The following is a 24,652-nucleotide window of genomic DNA, read 5'->3' on the forward strand; positions in this document are numbered from 1 at the left end:
ATCATGATCCCCCCTCCAAATCCGTCCTTCAACAGCGGATACGTGATATCAAGAACGTCAAATTGGCTCGGGGGGTTCTCGTCCCGCGAGGGCTCTGCACTCACGCGGCCGTTCGGTCCGGTGCACAATTGGGGTTACCGGTCGGCTTGCCGCGCCCCCGGCGGACCACCTCGTTGGTGAGCAGGCCGATGAGGGCCGTCGTGCCCTCGCCTCCGGCAGCCTCGAGGAAGGCCTCCAACAGGTCCTCTCGGTGCGCCGGTTCGACCGGGTTCTGCCGTTGCCCCGCGAGGTGCGTGCGAGCTCGGCAAGCCAATTGCCGCGCGTTGGCCTGGCTGAGTTCGAGCATGTCAGCGATGTCGCCAAACGAATAGTCGAACGCCTCGCGCAGCACGTAGACGGCGCGCTCGACGGGGGAAAGCCGTTCCAACAGGAGATGCATGGCGAGCTCGAGCTCCTCGCGGCGTTCGGCCGCGGCCGCTGGGTCGGCGGCCGCGCGGTCGTGCCCCGGTAGCCCGACGCCCGAGCTGACCTCCCGACGCGAGTGGGCCGAGGTTGCCGTGTTGAGGGCAGCACGCTTCGCGACCGTAGCCAGAAACGCGACCCGGTCGCGGACCTGTGCCCGGTCGGTCCGTTGCCACCGAATCCACACCTCCTGAACGACGTCCTCGGCGTCGGAGGCCCGGCCCAGCATCTGGTAAGCGATCCCGAAGAGTCGACGACGCGCGCTCTCGAACGCCACCGCATCGGATGTCCAGGAAAGCGACGGATCGGCGAATTCCCGCGAAGCCCGCTCGAGCAGAGACTCGGACACGATTGCCTCCTCAGCGTCGGCGTCCAGTGCCCACGAACGCTAGGGAGGCTGAGTGCGGAAGCAGTGCTGAACGAGTGACAGTAAGGGGTCACTGAGAAGGGCGCCGATGTCACCAACCGGCGCAGTTTCACCAAAGCGGCCGCCGCATGGGAGGCCGATCCGCGCTCGCTCGGGGCCGGCCGAGGACGACCCCTTCCGGCACGCCGGCTTTCCGGGCCGTGCTTGGTGTCACGAGCCGCTGTCGGGCGTGGTCCTAGCTTCCGCAAACCTGATGAGGAGGCTCGGCATGCTCACAAGACAAGGCCAAACCGGATGAGCGCGACGGTGGTCGGCGGTGCGCCGCCGCAGACAGAAGATGGCCGGGAACCAGGTCAGCACGACGAGCAGCGCTTCGGCCTGCCAACCGCGACCGCCCTGGTGGTCGGTTCGGTGGTCGGTACCGGCGTGTTCGCGCTGCCGTCGGCGCTGGCCGGCTTCGGCCCGATTTCCCTGGCGGCGTTCGGCCTGGTGACGGTCGGGGCCATCGCCCTGGCATGGACATTCGAGGCGCTGAATCGGCGCACCCCGGGGTCCGGCGGTCCCTACCGGTACGCCCGAGAAGCGTTCGGCGACTTCGCCGGCTTCGTCAACGCCTGGAGTTATTGGATCACCGCATGGGCGGGCAACGCCGCCATCGTGGTGGCCTGGGTCGGCTACGTCGAGGTGTTCTGGAACAGCTCGCACGCCAAGCCCTGGTCGATCTTGATCGCGTTGGCCGGGTTGTGGCTGCCGGCCGCGATCAACCTGGCCGGGATCCGCAGCCTCGCGGTGGTGCAGGTGGTCACGACGGTGCTGAAGTTCGTCCCGCTGCTGTTCATGGCGACGGTCGGGCTGCTGTTCGTCAAGTCGGCCAACTTCGGCGCGTTCAACGCGACCGGTGGTTCCGCCCTCGGCGCGATCAGTGCCGCCGCCGCGATCACACTGTTCGCGTACATCGGGATCGAGACCGCCTCGGTGGCCGCCGGCCGCGTGGTCCATCCACGCCGCAACGTCGGCCGGGCGACGATTCTGGGCACGCTGGCCTGCGCCGTGGTGTACCTCCTCGGCACGGTGGCCGTGTTCGGCACGGTCAGCCGGGACGCCTTGGCCGCCTCGACGGCACCGTTCACCGACTCGGCCAACGCGATCTTCGGTGGCCGATGGGCCGGGGACACGGTCGCGATCGCCGCGATCGTCTCGGGATTCGGTGCCCTGGTCGGCTGGACCCTGATCGTCGGCGAGATGCCGCAGGCCGCGGCTCGGCAGCGGCTGTTCCCCGCCCCATTCGCGCAGGACAGCCGGCGCGGCGTACCGGCCTATGGCATCGTCGCGGGAACGCTGCTCGCGTCGACGTTGACGGTGATCAGCTACACCAGCTTCGCCAAGGTGTTCACCACCGTGGTCCTGCTGTCGGTGCTGACCGCCGTCATCCCGTACCTCTTCTCGGCTGCCGCGCAGGTGTATTGGTTGCTGGCCGACGGCCGCCGGGTCCACTCCGGCCACTTCCTGCGCGACCTGGTCGTCGCGGGTACCGCCCTGCTGTTCGCCTTCTGGGCCTTGGCCGGTGCCGGATACCAGGCCGCCTATTACGGGCTGTTCTGCCTGCTGCTCGGCGTGCCGGTCTACATCTGGCTCAAGGTAGGACGCCGCGAGTACGGCCCGGTGGCCGCCGACCTGCTAACTGAAGGAGTACGGCAATGACCCTCACCACCGGACGGCGTCTCACGGTCGGGGTGGACTCCGAGATCGGCGCACTGTGCGAGGTGATCGTGCACCGCCCGGGACTCGAACTCGACCGGCTCACCCCGGGCAACATCGCCGATCTGCTCTTCGACGACATCCTGTGGGCCAGTCAGGCGCGCAGCGAGCACGACGCGTTCGTCGAGGCCCTGCGGGACAACGACGTGACGGTTCATTTGTTCGGCGACCTGCTCGCCGGTGCGCTGGCCACGCCGGACGGCCGGACATTCGCCCTGGACCGGACGATCACCGCGGAGCGCCTCGGCGCCGGTCTCGCCCGCGAAGTTCGGGCCCTGTTCGACGACGCCGACCCGGCAACCCTGGCTGAATACCTGATCGGCGGGGTCACCAAGGCCGACCTGTCACCGCTGACCCGGCCCAGCCTGGCCTGGCAGGTTCTCGACGTCGACGACTTCGTGCTCGCCCCGCTGCCCAACACGCTCTTTCAGCGGGACAACGCCGCCTGGATCGGTACCGGCCTGACGATCGGAGCGATGGCCAAGCCGGCCCGGCGCCGCGAGTCGGTCAACACCCGCACGGTGTACCGCTACCACCCGCTGTTCCGCGACGCCGGCTTTCCCATCGTGGCCGGCGACGACGACCTCGACCGCACACCGGCGACCGTGGAGGGTGGTGACATCCACGTCATCGCCCCCGGCGTCGTACTGATCGGGGTCGGGGAACGCACCAGCCCGACCGGCGTCGAGGCGCTGGCCAGCCGCCTGTTCGGCGCCGGGCAGGCTCATCTCGTGCTGGCCGTCGAGCTGCCCCGGGCTCGCTCTTCGATGCACCTGGACACCCTGCTCACCATGGTGGACTTCGCCACCTTCGTCGCGTACCCGTACCTGGACTGGAACAATCTGCGGTGTTGGCGTATCACGCCCGGCGGCGCCCCGGCCGGCCTCGATGTCCAGGAGAGCCGCGGCGTGCCGGCCGCGTTGGCGCAGGCACTGGACGACCCGGTGAAGGTGCTGATCGCCGATGCCGACCGCAGCAGCGCGCTGCGGGAGCAGTGGGACGACGCGGAGAACTATCTGGCCATCGCCCCGGGCGTGGTCATGGGTTACGACCGCAACATCGTCACCAACACGATGCTGCGCAGCAACGGCATCGACGTCATCACCCTGGCCGGCAGCGAACTCGGCCGCGGACGTGGCGGCGCCCGCTGCATGAGCTGTCCGGTACACCGCCATCCGCTGTGGCCGACCGGAGGCATCTCGTGACCGGCTCCTTGCTGCGCGACCTGGATCTGGACAAGCCGCAGATCCTCGACCTGCTCGCCCTCGCGGCCCAGCTCAAACGCGACAAGCGAGGCGGCGCCGAGATCCCCCGGCTGGTCGGCAAGAACATCGTGCTGGTGTTCGAGAAGAACTCGACCCGCACCCGATGCGCGTTCGAGGTCGCCGCCCACGACCAGGGCGCCCACGCCACCTACCTCGGACCAGAGGGCTCCCATCTCGGGCGCGAGGAGTCCGTCGCCGACACCGCCCGGGTGCTGGGGCGCATGTACGACGGGATCGCGTTCCGCGGCTACGCCCAGGACACGGTGCGACAGTTCGCCGCGCACGCCGGCATACCGGTTTGGAACGCGCTCACCGACGCCTGGCATCCGACCCAGAGCCTCGCCGACCTCCTCACCATGACCGAGTACCACGGCGGCGACGTCGAGGACATCGCCTTCTGCTTCACCGGTGATGGCCACAGCAATGTCGCCCGATCGTTGCTGGTCACCGGCGCCCGGCTCGGCATGGACGTCCGCATCGCGGCGCCCACGAGCCGGCAGCCACCACCCGACGTCGTCGCCGCGGCCGAGAACGCCGCGCGTTCGAGCGGCGCCCGCCTGCTGATCACCGACGATCTCCGTACGGCGGTGCGCGGCGCCGACTTCGTCTACACCGACGTGTGGGTCAGCATGGGCGAGCCCGACGACGCGTGGGCGGCCCGGATCCCGTCGCTGTCGCCGTACCGCGTCACCGACGAGGTGCTGGACGCCAGCAACCGGTCCGGTGTGCGGTTCATGCACTGCCTGCCGGCGATCCACAACCGCGACACCGCCATCGGCGCCCGTCTGCACCGGCAGTTCGGCCTGGACAGCGCCGAGGTGACCGAGGAGGTGTTCGAGTCGAAACGGTCGATCGTCTTCGACCAGGCCGAGAACCGGATGCACACCATCAAGGCCCTGCTCGTCCGGGCGCTGGCGGGCTGAGCCGTGCGCATCGTCATCGCCCTCGGCGGCAACGCCCTGCTGGAACGCGGCGACAAGCCCGACGCCGCAATCCAGCAACGGCACATCCGGCGGGCCGCGCAATCCCTCGCGCCACTGACCGCCCACCACCAGCTGATCGTCTGCCACGGCAACGGACCACAGGTCGGCCTCCTGGCCCGAGAAAGCAGCTCCGACCCGGAGCTCAGCCGGCCGTACCCGCTGGACGTACTCGGCGCCCAGACCCAAGGCATGATCGGATACTGGCTGGTCCAGGAACTCGCCAACGCAGGCGTGACAAGACCTGTCGTCGCGCTGGTGAACCAGACAGTGGTCGACGCCTGCGATCCGGCCTTCGCCACGCCCACCAAGCTCATCGGTGCCGGCTACCCGCGCGAACAGGCCGAAGCAGCCGCCGCCCGGAATGGTTCGACCGTAGCCGCGGACGGCGACCGCTGGCGAAGGGTCGTACCGTCACCCGAGCCGCGCCGCATCATCGAACAGGACACGATCCGCACTCTGGTCGACCGCGACGTGATCGTCGTGTGCGGCGGCGGAGGCGGAGCACCAGTAACCGAGGACCGCACTGGCCGGCTCACTGGGGCGGCGGCCGTGGTGGACAAGGACCTGACCGCCGCCCTGCTCGCCCTGGCACTCGCAGCGGACCGGTTACTCGTGCTGACCGACGCACCGGCGATCATCCGCCGGTACGGCACACCGCAAGCCGAGCCGATCCGGACCATCAGCGTCGACGACCTGGCGACGATGCCGTTGCCGGCCGGTTCGATGGGGCCGAAGGCCGACGCCTGCATGCGGTTCACCCGCGCGTCCGGACATCCCGCGGCCATCGGCCGGCTCACCGACGCGGCCGACATCCTTGCCGGCCACACCGGCACCACGATCACGCCGAACCGTACCGCCGACCCCTCCGGAGCAGAACCACGATGACGCTGCAGATGGCCGCGCCGCAGTCGCCATTCGAGATCACCGCCATGGCCGCGCCTGCCGGCATCCGCCTGCGCGGGGAGGTGGACATCGCTACCCTCCCAGCGCTGGAACTCGCCCTCGAGATACTTGTCGACCGGGTCGCCGACGCCACCATCGACCTGAGCGAGCTCACCTTTATCGACGTCTGCGGCCTCCGGGAACTGGCCCGCGCGGCGATCCGGCTGCGCAGGGCGGGCCGATGTCTGCGGTTACGCGGCGCCAGCATGCGTATCCGACGCATCCTATGCCTGCTCGGCTGGGCAGAACTGTTCGAAATCGTCGCGTGACCGCCGACTCGCCGGGCACCCGAAGCCCATCCGTGGAATTCGTAGGCCAGGTGGTGTCACAGACCGGTCAGCCGTTCGGTCTTACCAGGTGAACCGCCACCAAGCGTGAACCTGGTCGATATCCACCGAAATGACGGAGCACATCAACCGGTAACAACAAACCCCGACGACGTACGCCCAAGCCACTCTTCCTGGAGATTCCGATGACCATGGCAGTGAAGAACGTGATTCCGAACTACCTCGCCGGCACCTGGGACATCGATCCCGTCCACTCGGAGGTGTCCTTCACCGTCCGCCACATGATGGTGAGCAAGGTACGCGGTCGGTTCGCGACATTCTCGGGGGAAATTGTCACCGGCGACGCTGTGACCGACTCATCCGTCACAGCGTCGATCGATGCCGCCTCCGTCGACACGGGCAACCGGCAGCGGGACGCCGACCTGCGCTCACCTCGCTTCTTCAATGTCGACAAGAACCCGGTGTGGACGTTCCGCTCGACCGGCGTCCGAGTCGGCGCAGGCGGCTTCGTGGTGGACGGAGAACTGACCATCAACGGTGTCACCCACACCGTCCCGCTGGCGCTCACCGTGAACGGCATCGGGCCGGACACCGACGGCGGCACCCGCGCCGGCTTCTCGGCCTCGACGACCATCAACCGCAACGACTTCGGCATCGACATCAACCTGCCACTCGACGGCGGTGGGGTCGTGGTCAGCGACACCGTACAGATCAACTTGGAGATCGAGGCCGTCCTGCGCCGAGCCTGAAGCCGCGCTACGCGCAGTCGTATCCAACCGCCCGGTGCACTGAGCTGATTGTTCCGGGACTGCTGTTCCGCGCGTCCTGCGGAACAATCCGCACTCCCGACGCCCGTTCCGGAACGGGCGCGACGCTGTTCCGTTGGCTTGGCGGAACAGCGCCGGAACGGCCGGGCTTCCGCTTCGTTCCGCCAGGGCCCGGCCGAGCTGGCAGCGAAGCGTGCCCGGCGCCCCGCCTGCTGGCAGCGGCCTGGTGGCGCCCGGCGGGGTGTTACCGGGCGGGTATTACCCGTGGCGCTGCCGTCACCCCAGGGGCAGGAAGCACGCTTCCCGCCCGGGGAACAGTGCGTCGCTATGCCGCTGTGTCAGCCATGTCACGGCGATCGGCTGGGTTGTCGACGTACTCAAGCGGCAGCTCCACACCAAGCATGATCGCCTTCTGCCGCAGAGCCCCAGACATTGCGGCGTTGCGAACGTTCCGCAACTGCTTCGCGGTCAGCCCGTACTGCGCGCGTGCATCCTGATCATTGAGCGGACCCAATACGGACCCCCCTTCAGAACACATCCTGACCCACAGACTCGCCCACTCCATGGCCGTCGCCGCCGTCGCCGGCAGCCTCATCCCGGTCGCCACCCGTACATCCACATCGTCGACCTCATCCTTGCCCACCTTCGGCGACGCAGGCAGGACGGGCGCCGCAGGCGACGTCTTTGTGGTGGGCGCAGCTGCCTGATGACCAGGCGCCTCGACCACCGGCTCGGCCGGAACGCTCGGCGGCATCTCCGCTGTGTCAAGGCTGCCCGCCCCGGCCTGTCCCTCGCCTGTACTCGTACGCGAAATTCACCGTCGCCGAGGCGATCGCGGCGCCCCACACCAGCCGGTAGCAGCGGTCCGGGGCCTTCTTCATGCGCACCGCGCGGAAAGCGAGGAACGCGAACGTCACGCTGACCCCATCCAGCGTTCCCGGGACGAGGTACTCCCAGCCGGCATGCCAGCCCAGCACCTCCCGGCCGAAGGCGATCAGGCCGTGGAAGGAGCCGGCGAGCACCATCGCCCAGAACAGCCCGGCTGGAATCAGCGCCGCCACCGTCAGCGCCGTATCCCTCGACTCCTCCAGGGGTAGAGCGGAGACGCGTCGCGGCCCCCTCGCTCCCGACCTTGCGGGTGAACGAGGGTGCCGCTTCGCGTGTTGCCGTACGTGGTGCTCAGTCGAGAAATGCGCGGGCGTTCCGGATGCCCTGCTCGAGGACCTCGTCGGCGAGCTTCGGGTCGGACAGGGCGCGGGACAACTGCAGCGTTCCGACCGCCATCGTGAACAACCCCAACGCCTGGCCGTACGCCGACCGCGGATCGCTGGGCGCCAACCGGCAGGCGATCTCGTCCAGAATGGCCCGCGCGCCCTCGGTGTAGGCGTCCTTGGCCGCCGGCGCGGTACGGCCGATCTCGTCGAGCAGGGCGGCGGAGGGGCACCCGTCACTGGGGTTGTCCCGGTGCTGCGGCGACAGGTACTCGCGCAGGAAGCCCTCCAGCCCTACCCGGCCCGGCGGCAGCGCGCGGAACTCCTCGGCCTGGGCGCGCAGCTGATCGGCCACCACGTTCGCGACCAGATCTTCCTTGGAGGCGAAGTGGGCGTAGAACGCGCCGTTGGTCAGCCCGGCGTCGGCCATCAGCGTCGCGACGCCGGAACCGTCGATGCCATCCTGCTTGAAGCGATGGCCGGCCGTCTGCAGGATCCGCTGCCGCGTCGCCGCCTTGTGCTCCTTGTCGTAACGCGCCACCGGCTCCTCCATCCACTCCATCGGGCCATCGCCCAGCACCACCATCCTAACCCATAGTCTGACGTACGTAATGTTATGATCTATCTCTATGCGACAGTTCAGACGGCCTTGAGCTGCCCGCCGTCGATCAGGTAGTCGGTATCCCCAGCCGCCACGTCCGATGGCTCGCACGGTGGCAACAGCCCGGCCTCCCCTGGCGGGAGACCGGGCCGGTCACGTCAGATCCGGGTCCACTGCTGGTTCGTGGCGCCGGAGCAGGTCCACAGGATGAGCGGGCTGTTGTTGGCGGTGGCGGCCTGATTGACGTCGACACACTTGCCGGACTGGACGCCGCGGATCGTGCCGTCCGACTGGAGCGTCCATTGCTGGTTGGCGCCGCTGCCGCAGGTCCAGACGATGACCTTGGTGCCGTCGACGGTGCCGTTGTTGTCGGCGTCCAGGCACTTGCCGCCGATGTGCAACTGGCCGGAGCCCGCGGTGATGACCTGGGTGAAGCCGCCGTTGCAGTCCCAGATGACCGCCTGCGTGCCGTCGTTCGGGGCGCCGCCGAGGACGTCCAGGCAGCGGCCGGATCCGACGCCGCGCAGGCTGAAGCTGTCGGTCGCGGTCGCCGAGCCCGTCCGCAGCCGGTACATGACCACACCGTGCGGCGGGACGGTCGCGCTGATCGCGCCGCTGGTATTGCGTACGGACTTGGTCCAGAGGTCATAGAGGTTGTAACCGCTCGCCGAGGGCGCGCCGGCCTCGCCGGCGGTGGTGGAGATCGTGGCGGTGCTGCCGGAGCGATTCAGCAGGGCGACGGCGACGGCGACGGAGCCGTCGCCGAGCGGCTTGGCCCACACCTCGGTGGCGCCGTAGTCGTGCACCCGCCTGGCCTGGTGGACGGCATACACGGCACGAGGGCCGCTCGGACAGATCCGGCGCCGCACCATCAGTCCTCCTCGACCAGCCTCATCTGCACGCCAGGAATCGGGACGCCGACCGAGCCCACGCGCGGCTGCTCACCGTAACGCGAGAACGACGCGAACGGGGACGTCTCCGACAGCCCGTAGCCCTCCAGGATCGTGACGCCGAAGCGCTCCAGGAACTGCTTGTCGAGTTCGCCCGGCAGCGCCGGGCCGCCGGCGACAGCCATCCGCAGGTTGGCCGCCAGGGCGGCGACACCGACCGTCTCGTCCAGGGCGCCCAACAGGCCCCGGTACATCGTCGGAACGCCGGCGAAGAAGGTGACGTCATCGGCGCGCATAAGGCGGAGGACCGCCGCGCGTCGAAGCGCGGCAGCATCACCAGCGTGCCACCGAAGGCGAGCTGAGTGGATCTGCCGCTTCGAGCCCGGTGGTCGGCGCAACCCGGAGAATTCTTTCAGGTCGGCCCGGTCAGGGACGGCCGGAATGCCTCCAGCAGAGCCAGGAACTGATCCTCGGCGAACGTCGCCTCGGTGGTGACCGCTCGCCGGATCAGATCGTCGTCGTGGTCGAGTTGCGCGGCCCGGGCCCAGGTCACCGCCTGGGCGAGCACGGCGTCCGGCGAGGAGCCGGGTGCGCCGTATTCTTCGGCCCGTTCGGGGTTCAGCACCGCCGACCAGCGGGCGCCGTCCGGGGTCGCGGCTCGCACGATCGCGCAGTCGCTGTCCAGCACATATGCCGCGATGGCCGGAGCACCGGTGCCGGCGGCAAGCGCCCGGACCGCGGCGGTGAGATCCGGCTCGGCACCGGCGACGTGGTAGACGTGCCAGCCCGGCGGCCCCTCGGCGACCGTCTGCTGGTCGCCGAACGCACTGAGCATCGCCGTGCCCACCAGTTCCTGGGAGCTGCCGGTGGCGATCAGATGTCCCCAATAGCCCACGTCAGGCTCCCCCGGCTCGCACGGAGGCCGCATCCCGCACGGCCACCCGGTTCGGCGGCCGATCGGCGCTGTCGAAGCGACGCGGCATACCTGGGGGCAGGACCGGCGCGACCGCCTCGAAGACCCGCTCCACCGCTGCTTGGTCATAGTCGCGGTAGTCGGCCGTGGCCAGCAACCACACACCACCGGCCGCCAGTTGCTCGACCTCGTGGAACGCACCGGTGGCGCGCAGCGCGTCCGCACCCCCGAGCCGGTCGGCCAGCTCCTGCGCGCACACCGTCAACCACGAATAGCCCCGCAGCGTATTCCTGCTCCTCGGAACGGTCTCGCTCGGCATGGGCCACGGCGGCCCGACCGTACGTTCCACCGCCGTGCCCACATCGTCGTAGTCGCATTGGCCGAACGACGGGTTCACGCGGTCAGCAACCGACCGTACGAAGGACAGCAGGGACCGCTGGACTTCCGGCCGCGCCAACCGGCTCTCCTGCATGGAGAACGACAGCGTCAACCAATCCTCGGCCTCGGGCAGCCGCTGGACGGTTGCCCGCAACGGCGACTCGCCCGGCACTCCAGTGTCGTCAAGCACGGACACCCCGAGCGTGGCCTCCGCCGCCGGGTCGAGCAGCTGCTTTTCCAGCCAAGCCACGTTCTTCGCCGAATACACCCGCCCGGTCCGCCGGCTGCCCCAGGCGCCCCGGGCCACAGCGACGAAACCCCACACCGAACCAGGCGGCCCGGCCGGCCCGCCGCGGCGGACGCTGCCCGGATCCAGCGGCTCTCCTGACTCAATCGCCTCCAGATACTCCCCGGCGAGCTCCCGCGAGCCGCGAATCAGCCAATCCCTGGCCAGCTCCGAATAACCCGCCGCGCCGGGAAACTCCAGGTCCAGCGAACAGCAGACCCGAAAATCGTGCATTCCGACCTCGCTTCACAGGTTGGCTGGCCGGACGTCAAGCACCGACCGGAATAAGAAGGATAGCGATGACGACGATGACCGCTGTTCCTCCGGCGGTAGCCGCGCGGGCGCTGCTCTGGTCGACCTGTGGCACGCTGACGTGGACGTCGGGCCAGCTCAACCCACCTCCGCTCGAATCTCCGCCGCTCATCGGCGCGTGGGCCATCGGAGCCGGATCGGCGACCTGCGGCTGCCACAGCGGTCTGGTCCTGACCCAGTCCGGACGCTTGCCACGCTCTTCCTCGGTCACCGCCCGCGGCTGCGGAACCGGAACCGGAACACGGATCCGGGGCTCGTCCTTGGTGTACTGATAGGTGACGATCCCGGGCGCTGCGCCGGACTTCGCGGTGATCAATTCTTGCGGATTGGCCGGGTTCGGTTCGGGTCCGAGTTCCGGGATCTGGCCGCCCGTCACCACCCTGCGCGGATCGCCGGAACTGCTGAGCCGTGTCCGCAGGGCGGTGATGTACTTCTGCAACTGGGCCGGGCCGGCCAACTCGGCGGCGCCGCCGCCGTGCTTGACCTCCCACACCTCGACCTCATTGGGGCCCCACGCCACGATGTCGGCCCAGCCGGTGTTGTTGTTCAGCGATCCCTTGGCGATCGCGACCTCGGCGTCGATGTCCACGCCCGGGCGGTTCTGTTGCAGCCAGGCGACCGTCATCCGGACGGCGGTGTCGTGCCGCGGCTTCCAAACTTTGTACCATTCGTCCCCGCCCGACGACTCGCCGTCGGTCGGCTCGTCGTCGCCACCGCCACCGCCACCGCTGGAGCCACTGCTTCCGGTGTGGTCCAGCTGGGGGGCGCAGATGTCGGGATTGCAGAGCCCGGTCGGGTCGGCCTCGGTAACCGGGTTGTCGCCGGCGTAGGTGTATCCGCCGAGCTCGTTGGGATCGGTGGTCTCCAGTGCGGGGTCCGCACTGATGAACCGGCCGAGCGAGGGGTCGTACTTGCGGGCGCCGAGATCCGTGTATCCGGTACCCACATCGGTCGCGGCGCCGAGGTAGCCGTGCGTGGCATCGGGCCAGGTGGTGCTGTTGGGGCTCCCCCGGGTCTCGCCGTACGGCTTGTATTGCAGGCGGGACAGCTTCTGGGTGGTGGTGTCCATGGCCAGGGTGGCGGTGCCGTGCGGGTCGTTGAACAGATAGTCGGCGCCGCCGCCGGGGAGCGTGGATCGCACGGCGATGGCGTAGGCCACTCCGCCGAGGGAGTAGGTGCGGACCGCCCCCAGGGAGACCGCCGGGCTGACCGACGTGTTGATCACGACCTGGGTGTCGCCGGCGAACAGGGTGGTGCGCCCGGGGTCGCGCCGGATCAGCTGGTTGCCGTCGGCGTCGTACAGGTACTTCGTCACCGCCGACGAGCCGCCGGTCGAGGTGACCGAGGCCAGGTGACCCTCGTCGTCCCAGCTGAGGGTCTGCCCGGCACCGCTGGTTGCGGTCCTCGTGAGCAGGTTGCCGTCCACGTCGTAGACGAGCTGGGTCGGGTCGGTGCCACCGGTGGTGGCGGTCAGGCTGTGCGGCTGGGCGCCGGACCGGTTGCAGCCGCTCGAACAGCCATTGGTGTAGCCGGTGGTGACGTCCGTACCGCCGGTGGTCGAGTGGTCGACCAGCTGCGTGCGGTCGCCGATCGAGTCGTAGGAGTAGCTCTGCCAGTAGGAACCGGCGCTGTTGGACACGGCCGCGGCCGCGGGCTGGTCCGCGCAGGCACCACTACCGGTCCAGGCGTCGGTGAGCCGGGCACGCCCGTCGTATCGGAAACACTGGAGGTCGGTCACCGTGCTGCCGGTCTCGGACTGCTTGTCCGTGACCGACAGCTGATTCCCGGCGTCGTCGTAGGTGTAGCCGATGTCGTCGACGAGCGGCCCGGGCGCTTGGTCGCGGTAGACGGAGCGGCCCGTCAGCCGCAACGTGTATTCGTCGTACGAGTAAAGAGCTTCCGCCTCGTTGGTCGAGTCGCCCATGGTGAGCTTCGACAGCTGGCCGAAGTCGGTGTAGATCGCGCCCGAGGCGTACAGGTCGATGCCGGAGGTCTTCGTCGGCGCGCCGATCGGGTCGTGGCCGTAGGTGATGGTCTCACCGGGCAGGCCGCCGACCGCCGGATCGACCTGCTGGGCGAGCTGCTCGTTGTTCGGCGTGTAGGCGTAGCTCGTCGAGTAGCTGGCCGGTAGCGGACGCTCGACGGACGGCAGGGTCACGGTCTGCCCCAGCGGGTTGCCGAGTGCCGTGTAGCCGGTGATCGCGACGGTGTAGCCGCCGGTGACGCCGCTGACGTAGCGGGTGGACGAGGTCGGTCGGCCGATCCGCAACGAGTCGTAGGCCCAGGACGCGTACTCGAAGTTCTTGGTCTTGTCGGTGGCGGTCAGCTTCCGGCCGAGCAGGTCGTAGGTGAAGTCGAGCTCGATGCCGCGAGCGTCCTTGGTGGCGATCGTGTCCCCGGCGTCGTCGTATTTGCTGAAGCCGGTGCCGGTGTCCGGGTCGGTCATCGAGGTCTGCCGGCCGAGTTGGTCGTAGAAGAACTTCCAGACCGAGCCGTCCGGGCCGGTGACGGTGCTCTGCGAGCCACCCGCCGTGTAGGTGTAGTTGGTGTTCGCGCTGGTGCCGCCGGACGTGGTGAACCCGCCGGCGGCGTTTCCACCGACCGTCGGCCGGGTGCTGTAGAGCTGCAGCTCGGTGATCTGGCCACGGGCGTTCGTGGTCCTGGTGCTGGCCGCCCCGCCGGTCGGCGGAAGGACCGTCGTCGAATCGCCGGTGTAGGCGGTGCGGGTGTACCACGTCGCCACGCCGTTGTGCTCGGAGGTGACCTGACCCGGCCGCCCCATCGCGTCGTAGTCGGTGACGGTGGTCGCCGGCACCGAAACCTGCGACAGGTGGTCGGAGATCAGGCTGTCGGCGGGGTCTCCGGCAACCGCGTACGAGTTGTTGGTCAGCACGGTCCAGCCGTGTGAGTCGTACTGGGTGTCCGAGACGACGGTGCTGCCGTTCTCGCCGGTCGCCTGGCTCTCCAGCGGACGCATCATCGCGTCGTAGAGCACCTTGCCGACGCGGTAGGCCGGGGTCGTCGCATTCGGGTCGCCCGGGTCTTCCAGCGTCCTCGTCGTGACGACGCTCGGGCCGGTCGCGGACAACGCGTACGTGTAGATCAGGTTCGCCGGCGCCCCGGCGGTCCGGGACTGGTTCGGCTGCCACACCGCGGTGAGCCGGCCGAGAGCGTCGTACCCGAGCGAGGTCAGCGCGCCGGAGACATCGACCGAGGTCAGTGAGAGTTCGCGGGCCGGGTCGCGCGTGTTCGTGCCGAGCTGGCAGTCCTTGCTCGAGGTCGTCACGGCCGAGCAGTCGAAGCCCGGGGTCACCTGGGTGACCGTGGTGACGCTGGTGGGCAGCGCGCCGGCCGCGGGCGAATACCGGGTGTACGTGGTGCGGGCGATACTCGTCTTGCCGTCCGCCGCGGTCGACTTCGGCGTGCGGGTGACCGCGGTGGCACGCCCGTAGCTGTCGTAGGTCGTGGCGGTCGTGTCGACGAACGCGGTGGCGGTCGCGCCGGTGGCCGCCGAGGCGTCCTGCACCAGGGTCGGCTGCGCCTTGGTGGGCAGAGCCGGATTTGCCTGGCCGTCGCCGTCGTACGCGAAGGCGTGGCCGTCGTAGGAGATGCGGGTGTCCGAGATCAGCGTCCCGGAGGGGCTGGCGCCGGCGCTCGCGCAGTCCTGGTCGGTCACGACGGTTTCGGCGGCGGCCACCACGGTGTCGGCGCCGCCGTCGAGGTACCGGGTGAAGGTGCACCGGGTGGCGTTGCCGGTCGCCCCGGGCTCGCCCCGGTCGTCGGTCTGGACGGGCATGCCGGTTGTGTTCTGCCCGAGCGTGGTGTTGTAAAAGGTGTCGGTTTCGGTGTTCCGCCAGCCGTAGGAGACCTTCTCCCGGCCGAGGGTGCGGGTGGTGCGCACCATGACGGCCTGCAGCGCGGGAAGGCCGTCGCGGGTCCGGGAGGCGGTCGGCCCGATCGTGGTCGGGACGTTCACGGTGGCGTGTTGCACGCTGCCGCCGTCTCCGGAGTAGTTGACGGTCTCGAAGATCTGGCCGGCGAATTCGTTGCGGTCGGGCACCGTGACGGAGCCGTCGGTGCTGGTCAGGTTGGGGACGCTACGGGTCTTGCCGCCGGGCAGGGTGTCGCCGTTCATGCCGCGGAAGTAGTAGTTCCTGGTCAGCGTCCTCTGGTCGTGGACAGGGTTCTGGTTGCTGTAGTGAAAGGCGCTGGTGTCACCGGTGGTGACGTCGACCTCGGGATAGCCGCGGAACTGGCCCCACGTCCGGTTCTTCGCTTTGACCACTTCGTTGTCGTCGTAGTGCCAGCCCGGCGTTCCGACGTACGTGTACTGGGTGAGCAGCCTCGGCGAGGAGCCGTCCTGATAGTGGTTGTTGTTGTCATACGTGGTCACCGACGTGACCGGGTGGGTGTAGAACCAGTCGATCAGCGGCTGCGGCTGTGCCTCCGGCGTCCAGTAGACCGGGAAACAGCCGGTGGTGTTGGTCGAGGCGAACGCCTGGGCCTTGCTGTCGCCGGCGTCGGTGGTGTCGCTGGAGGGCACCGACGAGCAGTCGGGAGTGTCGTAGACGACATCGGTCTCGGCGCCGGTCTCCGAGATCACCGTGCCGATCCGCTGGTAGTACATCCGGGGCAGGCCCGCGATCGTGCCGACCCGGTTGGCCAGCTGCAGCGGATTGAACGTGGTGGTACCGGAGACCGTGCTGCCGGACGCTCCGCCGAGCGTGTCCAGACCGGTGTGGGTGATCGAACCCAGCCACAAGGTGGGCGCGTGGTCGCCGTTGTCCGGGAAGCCGGGCGTGAGGTCGTACCGGTCGATCTGCCGGGTGGCGCCGCCGGTCTGCACCTGAGTCACGATCGAGCTGAGCCGCTTGCGGGACCAGAACGTCGGGGCGTGGTGGGTACACGAGGTGCCGGCATCGCAGCTGAGATCGATCGGCACATCCGGCCAGAACGCCGCGTTCGCCTCGGAGAACTGGCCGTCCGAGCAGGTGTTGCCGGCCGGCTGCCCCGGAATGCACCGCTCCCCGGTGGTGAAGACGATCTGATCCAGGGCGGTGCCGGAATAGACCGTCGAGGACGTCAGGCCGTAGTCGATCCGGGCCAGCGTGCCACCCCGGGTGTAGGCGACCGCGGTGTTCTTCCCGTCCGCGCCGTAATAGCCGGTCTCCGGCGCGTAGTAGTAGGCCATCGCGTTACCGCTCGGGTCGACCACGTAGTCGAGGTTGAACCGGTAGCCGAGTGTGCAGGCCGTGTCGGCGAACGTGGCACTACCCGAACACGTACTCACGCCGTCGTGGGCCCGGTAGACCGGCACGGTCCACACCGACCTGGTCTCCGTTGCGCCGGAACTCCACCCGGGCAGCCGGTTGAGCCCGAAGTAGTACTGCACACCACCCTCGGTGACCCGGAAATACTCCCTGTTGTCGGTGCCGTTGGTGGTGCCGCTGGTCGGACCGGACAGCATCTCGATCTTCGTCGTCGCACTGTCGTTCGCCGGGCGCAACGTGTTCTTCGCCGCGTCGTAGACGATCTGCGTCGATGTGCCGTTCAACGACAACGTCAGGACCTGGCCGGCCCAGCACAGGTCGCCGCTGTTGTCGGGTGCTCCGGAACTCTTGACGTCGGAGCAGGACTCATAGGTGCGCTCGACGTAGTTGTCGGAATCCGACCATCCGTCTCCCACCCAGGACGACTGGTTGTTGGTGTCCAACGTGCGTGCGTCCTGCTGCGCCGAGTGGTAGCCCAGATCGACATCCGGGGCGACCGCGCTGACCGTCTTGGGCACCGTGATCGGATAGCTGTAGGTGAAGGCACCGGTGTTCCCGCTGGTTGCCCACGTACCGGCCGGAGAAAGGCTGGTTGCCCCGTAGTCCCCCGCCGAACCGCTCGCGCCGGCCGTGGCGGCCAGCACCGTCGCACCCGACGACGCCAAGGTCACCCGCGTCGACAGCGAGCCGCCGGACCTGTCGAGGACCGGTGTCTGGGCCTGGCAGGAGGCGACCGCGGGTGTGGTGAGCGCGCACGCCGGCAGTCGCACGAGACGGAGGCGAGACGCGTAACCGCCGCCGTAGGCGTTGCGGAACGTCGAGTCGTCCACCGTCACGGTGACCGCGCCGGCGCCCTGCACGCTGCTGAGCGCGAACAGGACGCCCGTGACCCCGGCCGACCTCGCGATCGCCGGGTCCACTGTGGTGACCCGAACTCGGCTCGGCGTGGAACCGGTGGTACCGCGCCCGACCGACACGGGCGACGACCCGGCGCGGACCGCCCTGCCCGGGGAGGCCGGCACGGTGACCAATGTTTCCTGGGCCGCCGGCAGGGCGGCATGTCCGGACGGATCGAAGCGGGCGTATGTCGGCCGCGGCTTGGCTCGCTTGACCGGTCCGCCGCGGCTGAGGACGACCCGCTGCAAAGGCTTGGGGTCGGGCAGCGGGACGTGCCGAGCCACCGCCGAGGCGCTCTGCGCCACGCTGAGACTGATCAGGGCTGGTAGGAGTGCGACCGCGAGGACCGCGGCGATCCGCCGCCGGCGGCGCGGCGCGAACGGTATCCGGAATCCACCTCTGGACAGCATCAGTGCACCCTCCCCCGATTTCGCCACCGGTCGGCGAGGGAAGCCGACCGCGCGGCATGGAAGATCATGAACCTTCCACGTCGGAGAATAAGTAGCCGGTCACGCTCTGTCCGCCCTGCCCACTCTGGATAGACAGGCTTGAAGATCACGGTTTGACATCGCCGGGCATGGATGCCGCTCCCCCGGCCGATCGGGGTCGAGGACAACCCTCCGTTGACGCACAATGGCGCCACGTAACCGGATCTCACGTACCGATGAGAGGTGGCTCGGCCTGATGACCCCACACCTGCCCGCCCGCCGACGAACACGGGGGTTGCTTCGGGCGACCGCCGTCGTGGCGCTGACGACCACGGGATCCCTCGGGCTCGCGGCGCCCGCCCTCGCGACGCCGGTCCCCGCCCCGTCGGCGACCGCCAACCCGGACCATCCCGCGTTGCCATCTTCCCCGCCCGGAGCACCGCCTACCGAGAAATCGCCCAGCCAGGGCAGGGCTTCGAAGGCCGGCAAGGCCGGGAGCACCACGACCCAGGCCGCCTCGATCACGTCGGCGCTCGCCCGGGCGGCGAAGACCGGCCGGCGCACACCGGTCGGTGCTCTCACCGATGAGTACTCGACCACCACGGCGAACCCGAACGGGTCGTTGACCACGATCTACTCGAGCAGCCCGGATCGGGTTCGGCGGAACGACAAATGGGTTCCGGTCGACACCAGCCTGGTCCGGCACGCCGACGGCACGTACGGGCCGAAGGCCGCGCTCACCTCGGTGTCGTTCGGCGGCGGCGGCGACCACAGCCTAGTCACGATGCACAACGGTGCCGACGCGCTGCATTTCACCTGGGACAAGGCGTTGCCGAAGCCGGCCGTCGCGGGTTCCTCCGCGACGTATGCCGAGGTGTTGCCGGGGGTCGACCTGCGGGTCACGGCCAGCGCCACCGGCTATTCGTCGGTGTTCGTGGTGAAGACGGCTCAGGCGGCCGCTAACACTGACGTACAGAAGCTGAATCTGGGTCTGACCGGGACGCGAGTGAAGATCGCGCAGTTGCCGGGCGGAGGTGCCGAAGCCACGGACGCTCTCAGCGGGGGAAAGGTGTTCCAGGCCGGCACGGCCCTGATGTGGGACAGCAGTCCGGCGGCGGACAACGCGGCGATCGCGCCGGCCACCAAGGCACCGGCCGGGGACGCGGAGTCGCCGGGCGGCCATCGCGCCGAGGTGAAGATCGGCGTGGGATCCGGGCGGCAGACGCTCACCCTGGACCAGGGTCTGCTGACCGCCAAGACCACGCGGTTCCCGGTGTACGTCGATCCGGACTGGTCGGCCTGGACCGGTAACCCGAGCCAGATGAAGTGGGCCCGGATCTCCAGCAACGGGTGGAACGTCTACAACTCGACCGCGACCACCGGCGCCAACAGCGCCCGGGTCGGTCTGGACGACTGGCCGGCCGACGGCGGCGCCGGCGAGACGGCTCGCACCTACTACCAGATGAACACCTCCGGCATCAAAGGCGCGATCATCCAGAACGCCTACCTCTACATCACCAACCGGTGGGCCGCCTCCTGCGGCAACACCGCGATGTCGGTCTACGCGGCCGGTTCGATCTCCGGCTGGGACTCCTCCCACCTGTCCTGGTCCCACCAGCCCTCCCGGGGGACGTTGCAGGGCACCCAGAACAGCGAGGAGCTCAGCTGCGGATCCTCGAAGGCACACGTCACCCCGCCCACCTTCAAGTTCACCGTGACGAACCAGGTCACCGCCGCGGCGAACGCCAAGGCGGCCACCACCAACTTCCTGGCGATGGCGACGAACGAGAACGACAAGTACAGCTGGAAGCAGCTGGGCTACAAGGGCGGTGCCCGGCTGTCGGTCAACTACAGCTACCGGCCGACCATCGACCCCGACGACGGCAAGCAGCACGTCTTCCCCTCGGTCCTCGACCAGGGCCGGACGCTAACCACCACCGGGACGCCGACATTGTCGTGGACCGCGTCGAACAAATTCCCGAACGGTGTCGTACGCAACGTGATGGTCGACTATCACGTGCTCGACAAGACCGGCAAGCTGGTCGCCTACGGGTACGGGCCCGCCGCGGACAAGTACAGCGTGCACGGCTCGTCCTGGACCGTGACCCCGAAGCTGCCGGACGGCGACTACACCTGGATCGTTGCCGCCAAGAACCAGGACGGCCTGTGGTCGACGGGGTGGGGGCCCGTCCACAAGTTCACCATCGACACCAAAGCGCCGAAGCAGCCCTTCATCAAATCGACCCAGTTCCCGGAGAACCAGGTCGGCGCGAAGTACAGCGACCCCGGCACGTTCGCGCTGAGCAACGACCGGTCGGACAACGTGGTCGGCTATCTGTTCTCGATGGACGGTGACCTGAGCAACGTCACCTACGCCGGCACCAAGGGCACCGCCTGGGCCGCCGGCACCGCGATCAAGGCCGGCACCGTCTACTACGCCAAGGCCGACAACGGCAACGGCACCGGCACGGTGGCCGTCAACGGCTCCGCGGGCGTCAGCTTCGCCCCCGGATCGCCCGGCGCCCACCGGATCTTCGCCAAGTCCGTCGACCAGGCCGGCTCGACCTCGCCACAGACGACGTACGTGTTCAACGCCGGCCGGACGACCCCGACCTACGCCTACGGCGACAAGATGTACACCGGGTGGACCGCGACCAACGACGACGGCACCACCACCGTCGTGCCCGCCGCGACGACGACCACCAGGACCGGTGGGATCGGCACCCAGCCGAACTACTCGGGCTACTATTTCGCCGACGGCTACCAGGTGATGCTGGGCAACCTGAGCAGCACCTCCAAGGTCGTCAACGGCGACACGATGACGCTCTCGTTCGACCTGCCGCACGCCGGGGTCTGGGACATCGGCGCCAACCTGACCACGGCCAGCGACTACGGGACCTACTCGTTGACGTTGGACCAGGGGCAGCCCAGCCAGACCGCGCTGCTGACCGGCTTCGACGCGTACAGCTCGCCGAACACCACCCATTACGTGGACTTCGGCATCATCGAGGACGGCGCGAAAAGCCCGCTGATCCTCGCCCAAGGCGTGCACACGGTGACGCTCAAGCAGATCGGCACCAACGCCAAGTCGGGCGGTTACCAGGCCGGCATCGACGTGCTCCGGCTCGCGCCGATGCTCAGCTGCAGCCTCGCCGACACCTCGGCCTGCCTCAACAACAAGGGCATCAGCAGCCGTACGCCCAGCGGCTCGCCGGTCTTCACCGCGGCCGACGCCGACGGCGGGGGCTACAGCCTCGACAAGGACAACTTCGTGACCGCGGGGTGGAACCCCGGCCGGGCGATCCGGGTCGACGGCACGACCATCGTCCTGCCGAGCACGATGGGCTCCGGCAACAACGACAACATGCTCTCCGACGGCCAGTACATCACCGTTCCGAACTGGATGCCGAACAAGGGCAACGCGCTGGTGCTGGTGGGCTGGTCGGTCAACGGCGACACCAAGGGCGCCACCGGGCGGATCACCTACGCCCCCGGCAGCGGCTGCAGCGTGACCAGCCAGAGCTACACCATCGACTCGGCACCGGACTGGGCGTTCACCCCGCAGCAGGACGCGGTGCTGACGTTCGACCACCGCAACCGCGCCGACGGCACCACCGAATCACGCAGCATGCGGGTGACCGCGATCAGTGTGCCGCTGGTCTGCCCGGGCAGTGCGGTCTCGCTGATCACGCTGCCGGTGGTCTCCGACGCGGTGGACGGCAACGCCCTCGGTTACCACGTGCTCGGCCTCGGCGTGCGGCCGACCTCGAGCGTGAACGGCGACCGGTTCGTCGGCAGCTGGGCGGCCGCCCCGGACGTCAACGGCGTGCAGCAGACGGTCGGCGGGAGCACGCAGAGCGCGCCGGTGCGCCGCCAGACCTTGCGTATCCCGGCCCGCCTGAGCATGGGCACGGAGCACGGCGGCAAGCTGCGGGTGCACCTGGCGAACATGCGGCAGCTCGCCGGCGAAGAGCAGTGGGTCGCCGTCGACGACGCCACGGTTGCCGTGCAGTCCTCGGGTGCGGCGACCACCGGGACACCCATCCCGCTCACCTGGGGCGGCAGCTCCAGCTCGGCACTTCTGCCGGCCGGCGGCGACATGGTCAGCGACCCGGTCAGCCTGGCCGTGCCGGACCACGGCACCATCCTGGTCAGCATCCAGTTGGCCGACCTTTACGCCGACGTGCCCGGGCACAACCTGGGGCGGCAGGTGGTCTACACCAGTCCGGCCGACGACGCCACCGACTACGCCTCGAACAGCGACGGGCAGCCGTTCACCCTCTCGGCGATGACCGGCATTCCGCTGCTGTCCGCGGTCGACGTCAGCACCCCGGCCGCCGCTCCGGCCGGCGCGATCGCGCTCTACGGCGACCAGACCATCAACTCGGACACCGCATCCGACCAGGGCGGGTTCACCGACGCGCTGGCGACGGCGTTGTCGACCGACGACACCGGGACGTCCTACCCGATGACCGCCGGCCTGCTGGACCTCGGCAGTTCGGCGGCCAACGCCCTGCTGCCACAGATCACCTACTCGCCGCTGCCGGTCAACGCCCGCGGCGTGGTCGACCGGGAGATCCTCGCGCAGACCGACGTACGCATCGCGCTGCTCTCGATCGGCGGGAACGACCTGCTGGCCTGCACCGGAACACCGGACAGCTGCGCGACCGGCGTCGAGGCGCGGCTGGTCGCCATGGCCTCGCAACTGCAGCAATACCAGCCCGACGACGCGCTCAACTACGCCGTCGACCTACCCACCCCGACCCGGACGACAAAGGTGTACGTGGCGACGTTGCCACCGTTCACCGGCGCGCACACCGCCGACCAGGAAACCGCTCGCGAGGCGGTGAACGCCTACCTGCTCGGCGGCACCGGCGGCGCGCCGATGGCCGGATACGCCGACGGGGTCATCGACTTCGCCTCCGCGGTGTCCGCCGACGGCACCCCCACGACCGCCACCGTCGATCCGGACGACCTCACCAACGGCGCCCCGAACGACCTGTACTACCAGGCCCTCGCCGGCCGCTACCTGCAAGATTCGGACAGCAGCGACGACGGCACCGCCGGCAACGCCGCACCGTCCGACACGACCTACCCGGTCGCGCAGTGGGCCTTCAACGACCAGAGCGGCACGACCGCGGTCGACACCAGCCCGACCGGTACCGGCACCGCGGCCAAACCGGTCCCGCACGACGCCACCCTGACCGGGGTCACCTGGGGCGCCGGGCGCGACGTCCAGCACGGATCGGCCACGTTCAACGGCACCAGCGGCTACGCCGACACCGGGCTGCCGCTGAACACCGGCAAGAGCTTCACGGTGTCGATGTGGGTGAAACTCGCGGACAAGAACGCCGACCACACCTTCTTCGCCAAGACCAGCACGACCGGGAATCCGTCCTTCACCCTGCAGTACAACAAGGCCGACGACTCCTGGCTGGCCTCGATGCCCTCGGCCGCCGCCGGCAACGCGGTCACCGTGTTCCAGGCCGAAGCCCAGAGCAAGCCCCGAACCGGAGAGTGGACCCACCTGGCGGCCACCTACGACAGCGACGCCCAACGCATCGACCTCTACGTCAACGGCGACTCCGACGGCATGCAGACCGACGTCACCCCGTTCAACGACGCCCAGGGCTCGACCTGGATCGGACGTGGCACCGAATGGTTCGCCGGCAGCCTCGCCGACGTGAACGTCTGGTTCCGCACCCTCAGCGCACCCGAGATCGAGGCCCAGGCACAGGACCACGACCCGATGGTCAACTGGCAGTTCGAGGACCAGAGCCGTTCCACCACGGTCCCCGATTCCGGCAACTACGGCGCCGACGGAACCTTCACCGGCGGCGTCACCTGGAACTTCGCCGGTCACCCCGGCACGACCGGGGACAGCGCCGGCTTCGACGACATGGGCTCGATCCATCTGGACGGCACCGGCTCGGTGACCACCACGGCGCGGCTGGAGACCGATCAGTCCTTCACCGTGGCCGGCTGGATCAAGCTCACCGGATCCACCGCGGACGCCACCGTGATCAGCCAGGCCGGCGCCCACTCCAGCGGATTCCAGCTGAAGTTCGCCGCCGCCTGCGCCTGCTGGCAGTTCGTCCTGCCGGCAACGGACACGAACAACCCGGCGACCGTGGCGGCCGCCGACACCAGACCGGCGGCCGTCGGCACCTGGACCCACCTGGCCGGCGTCTACGACGCCGTGACCGGTCAGGCGACGCTCTATGTGAACGGGGCGGCGGCGGCCAACCCGACGCCGGTGCCTTCACCCCAGTGGAACGCCACCGGCAAGTTCACGGTCGGCCAAGCCTGGTGGAACGGCACCGCCACCCAGTCGGTCACCGGCGACATCGACGACGTCTACGCCTTCCAGGGGGCCATCGACGCCGACGACGTCAACCTGCTGATGAACGACCAGTTGACCTTCGGATCCGCGGTCTGAGAGGGGATGGCACCCGGAGGTGGTGACGGGGTTTCGCCCGTCACCGCCTCCGGGCAGCGCCGGAGCGACCGCCACGCCCGGGCGGCGCCTCGGGGTTCAACGGCCCGCCGGAAAGTCGTACGGATTTCGCTCAGGTCCGGGGATCGCCGGTCGATGGGCGGCGCACGTCGTGATCAGAGCGACCGTGGGTCGAGGA

The 24,652-nt window shown here is 69.1% G+C and carries 16 protein-coding genes; 7 read left to right on the forward strand and 9 right to left on the reverse strand.

The window, feature by feature from the left end:
- Positions 1-100: 100 nt before the first annotated feature.
- Positions 101-811: a sigma-70 family RNA polymerase sigma factor gene (locus IH26_RS0130180; protein ID WP_051808732.1), complete on the reverse strand. Its 711-nt coding sequence runs from the start codon at positions 809-811 to the stop codon at positions 101-103.
- A gap of 312 nt (positions 812-1,123) precedes the next feature.
- On the opposite strand from IH26_RS0130180, the gene IH26_RS0130185 reads away from it, so the two are divergent.
- From IH26_RS0130185 to IH26_RS0130210, 6 genes are all read left to right on the forward strand, one after another.
- The gene (locus tag IH26_RS0130185; RefSeq protein ID WP_084599179.1) at positions 1,124-2,530 is read left to right on the forward strand and encodes an amino acid permease; all 1,407 of its coding nucleotides are present in this window, start codon (positions 1,124-1,126) and stop codon (positions 2,528-2,530) included.
- On the forward strand, positions 2,527-3,792 hold the full coding sequence (locus tag IH26_RS0130190; RefSeq protein ID WP_030439648.1) for an arginine deiminase: 1,266 nt from the start codon (positions 2,527-2,529) through the stop codon (positions 3,790-3,792). The genes IH26_RS0130185 and IH26_RS0130190 overlap by 4 nt, the downstream gene beginning before the upstream one ends.
- Positions 3,789-4,775, forward strand: coding sequence for an ornithine carbamoyltransferase (gene argF / locus IH26_RS0130195; RefSeq protein WP_030439649.1), 987 nt, complete (start codon positions 3,789-3,791; stop codon positions 4,773-4,775). Before IH26_RS0130190 ends, argF begins: the two co-directional genes overlap by 4 nt.
- 3 nt (positions 4,776-4,778) lie before the next feature.
- Positions 4,779-5,720 (forward strand): carbamate kinase, encoded by a 942-nt coding sequence (locus IH26_RS0130200; RefSeq protein WP_030439650.1) that lies wholly within the window; start codon positions 4,779-4,781, stop codon positions 5,718-5,720.
- On the forward strand, positions 5,717-6,046 hold the full coding sequence (locus IH26_RS0130205) for an STAS domain-containing protein (protein ID WP_030439651.1): 330 nt from the start codon (positions 5,717-5,719) through the stop codon (positions 6,044-6,046). The genes IH26_RS0130200 and IH26_RS0130205 overlap by 4 nt, the downstream gene beginning before the upstream one ends.
- Positions 6,047-6,249: 203 nt before the next feature.
- Positions 6,250-6,813 (forward strand): YceI family protein, encoded by a 564-nt coding sequence (locus IH26_RS0130210; protein ID WP_030439652.1) that lies wholly within the window; start codon positions 6,250-6,252, stop codon positions 6,811-6,813.
- Positions 6,814-7,156: 343 nt separating this feature from the next.
- On the opposite strand, the gene IH26_RS0130215 is transcribed toward IH26_RS0130210, so the two are convergent.
- From IH26_RS0130215 to IH26_RS0130250, 8 genes are all read right to left on the reverse strand, one after another.
- The gene (locus tag IH26_RS0130215; protein WP_157437458.1) at positions 7,157-7,585 is read right to left on the reverse strand and encodes a hypothetical protein; all 429 of its coding nucleotides are present in this window, start codon (positions 7,583-7,585) and stop codon (positions 7,157-7,159) included.
- A 10-nt stretch (positions 7,586-7,595) separates the two neighbouring features.
- Positions 7,596-7,892, reverse strand: a complete 297-nt coding sequence (locus tag IH26_RS0130220) for a DUF2637 domain-containing protein (protein WP_030439654.1) — start codon at positions 7,890-7,892, stop codon at positions 7,596-7,598.
- A 118-nt stretch (positions 7,893-8,010) separates the two neighbouring features.
- Entirely contained in the window at positions 8,011-8,628 is a 618-nt protein-coding gene (locus IH26_RS0130225) for a TetR/AcrR family transcriptional regulator (protein ID WP_211268779.1), read from the reverse strand.
- 173 nt (positions 8,629-8,801) lie between these two features.
- Complete coding sequence (locus IH26_RS0130230) at positions 8,802-9,515, reverse strand: ricin-type beta-trefoil lectin domain protein (protein WP_084599180.1); 714 nt, start codon at positions 9,513-9,515, stop codon at positions 8,802-8,804.
- Positions 9,515-9,829 (reverse strand): AMP-binding protein, encoded by a 315-nt coding sequence (locus IH26_RS0130235; protein WP_030439657.1) that lies wholly within the window; start codon positions 9,827-9,829, stop codon positions 9,515-9,517. Before IH26_RS0130235 ends, IH26_RS0130230 begins: the two co-directional genes overlap by 1 nt.
- 116 nt (positions 9,830-9,945) lie before the next feature.
- Entirely contained in the window at positions 9,946-10,428 is a 483-nt protein-coding gene (locus IH26_RS0130240; protein ID WP_030439658.1) for a hypothetical protein, read from the reverse strand.
- A gap of 1 nt (position 10,429) precedes the next feature.
- Positions 10,430-11,344, reverse strand: coding sequence for a hypothetical protein (locus IH26_RS0130245; RefSeq protein WP_030439659.1), 915 nt, complete (start codon positions 11,342-11,344; stop codon positions 10,430-10,432).
- Between the two features lie 34 nt (positions 11,345-11,378).
- Entirely contained in the window at positions 11,379-17,999 is a 6,621-nt protein-coding gene (locus tag IH26_RS0130250) for an RHS repeat domain-containing protein (RefSeq protein ID WP_051808740.1), read from the reverse strand.
- A 274-nt stretch (positions 18,000-18,273) separates the two neighbouring features.
- Here IH26_RS0130250 and IH26_RS0130255 point away from each other — a divergent pair, with 274 nt between their 5' ends.
- On the forward strand, positions 18,274-24,456 hold the full coding sequence (locus IH26_RS0130255; RefSeq protein WP_157437459.1) for a LamG-like jellyroll fold domain-containing protein: 6,183 nt from the start codon (positions 18,274-18,276) through the stop codon (positions 24,454-24,456).
- Positions 24,457-24,652: the final 196 nt, after the last annotated feature.

This window comes from Actinoplanes subtropicus, from assembly GCF_000721705.1.
GTDB classification, from domain to species: domain Bacteria; phylum Actinomycetota; class Actinomycetes; order Mycobacteriales; family Micromonosporaceae; genus Actinoplanes; species Actinoplanes subtropicus.

Coding starts and splice junctions, on each gene's coding strand:
- IH26_RS0130235 (WP_030439657.1), bottom strand. CDS start 9,829: ATGCGCGCCGATGACGTCACCTTCTTCGCCGGCGTTCCGACGATGTAC.
- IH26_RS0130245 (WP_030439659.1), bottom strand. CDS start 11,344: ATGCACGATTTTCGGGTCTGCTGTTCGCTGGACCTGGAGTTTCCCGGC.
- IH26_RS0130185 (WP_084599179.1), top strand. CDS start 1,124: ATGAGCGCGACGGTGGTCGGCGGTGCGCCGCCGCAGACAGAAGATGGC.
- IH26_RS0130190 (WP_030439648.1), top strand. CDS start 2,527: ATGACCCTCACCACCGGACGGCGTCTCACGGTCGGGGTGGACTCCGAG.
- IH26_RS0130215 (WP_157437458.1), bottom strand. CDS start 7,585: ATGCCGCCGAGCGTTCCGGCCGAGCCGGTGGTCGAGGCGCCTGGTCAT.
- IH26_RS0130210 (WP_030439652.1), top strand. CDS start 6,250: ATGACCATGGCAGTGAAGAACGTGATTCCGAACTACCTCGCCGGCACC.
- IH26_RS0130225 (WP_211268779.1), bottom strand. CDS start 8,628: ATGGTGGTGCTGGGCGATGGCCCGATGGAGTGGATGGAGGAGCCGGTG.
- IH26_RS0130205 (WP_030439651.1), top strand. CDS start 5,717: ATGACGCTGCAGATGGCCGCGCCGCAGTCGCCATTCGAGATCACCGCC.
- IH26_RS0130230 (WP_084599180.1), bottom strand. CDS start 9,515: ATGGTGCGGCGCCGGATCTGTCCGAGCGGCCCTCGTGCCGTGTATGCC.
- IH26_RS0130255 (WP_157437459.1), top strand. CDS start 18,274: ATGACCCCACACCTGCCCGCCCGCCGACGAACACGGGGGTTGCTTCGG.
- IH26_RS0130250 (WP_051808740.1), bottom strand. CDS start 17,999: ATGCTGTCCAGAGGTGGATTCCGGATACCGTTCGCGCCGCGCCGCCGG.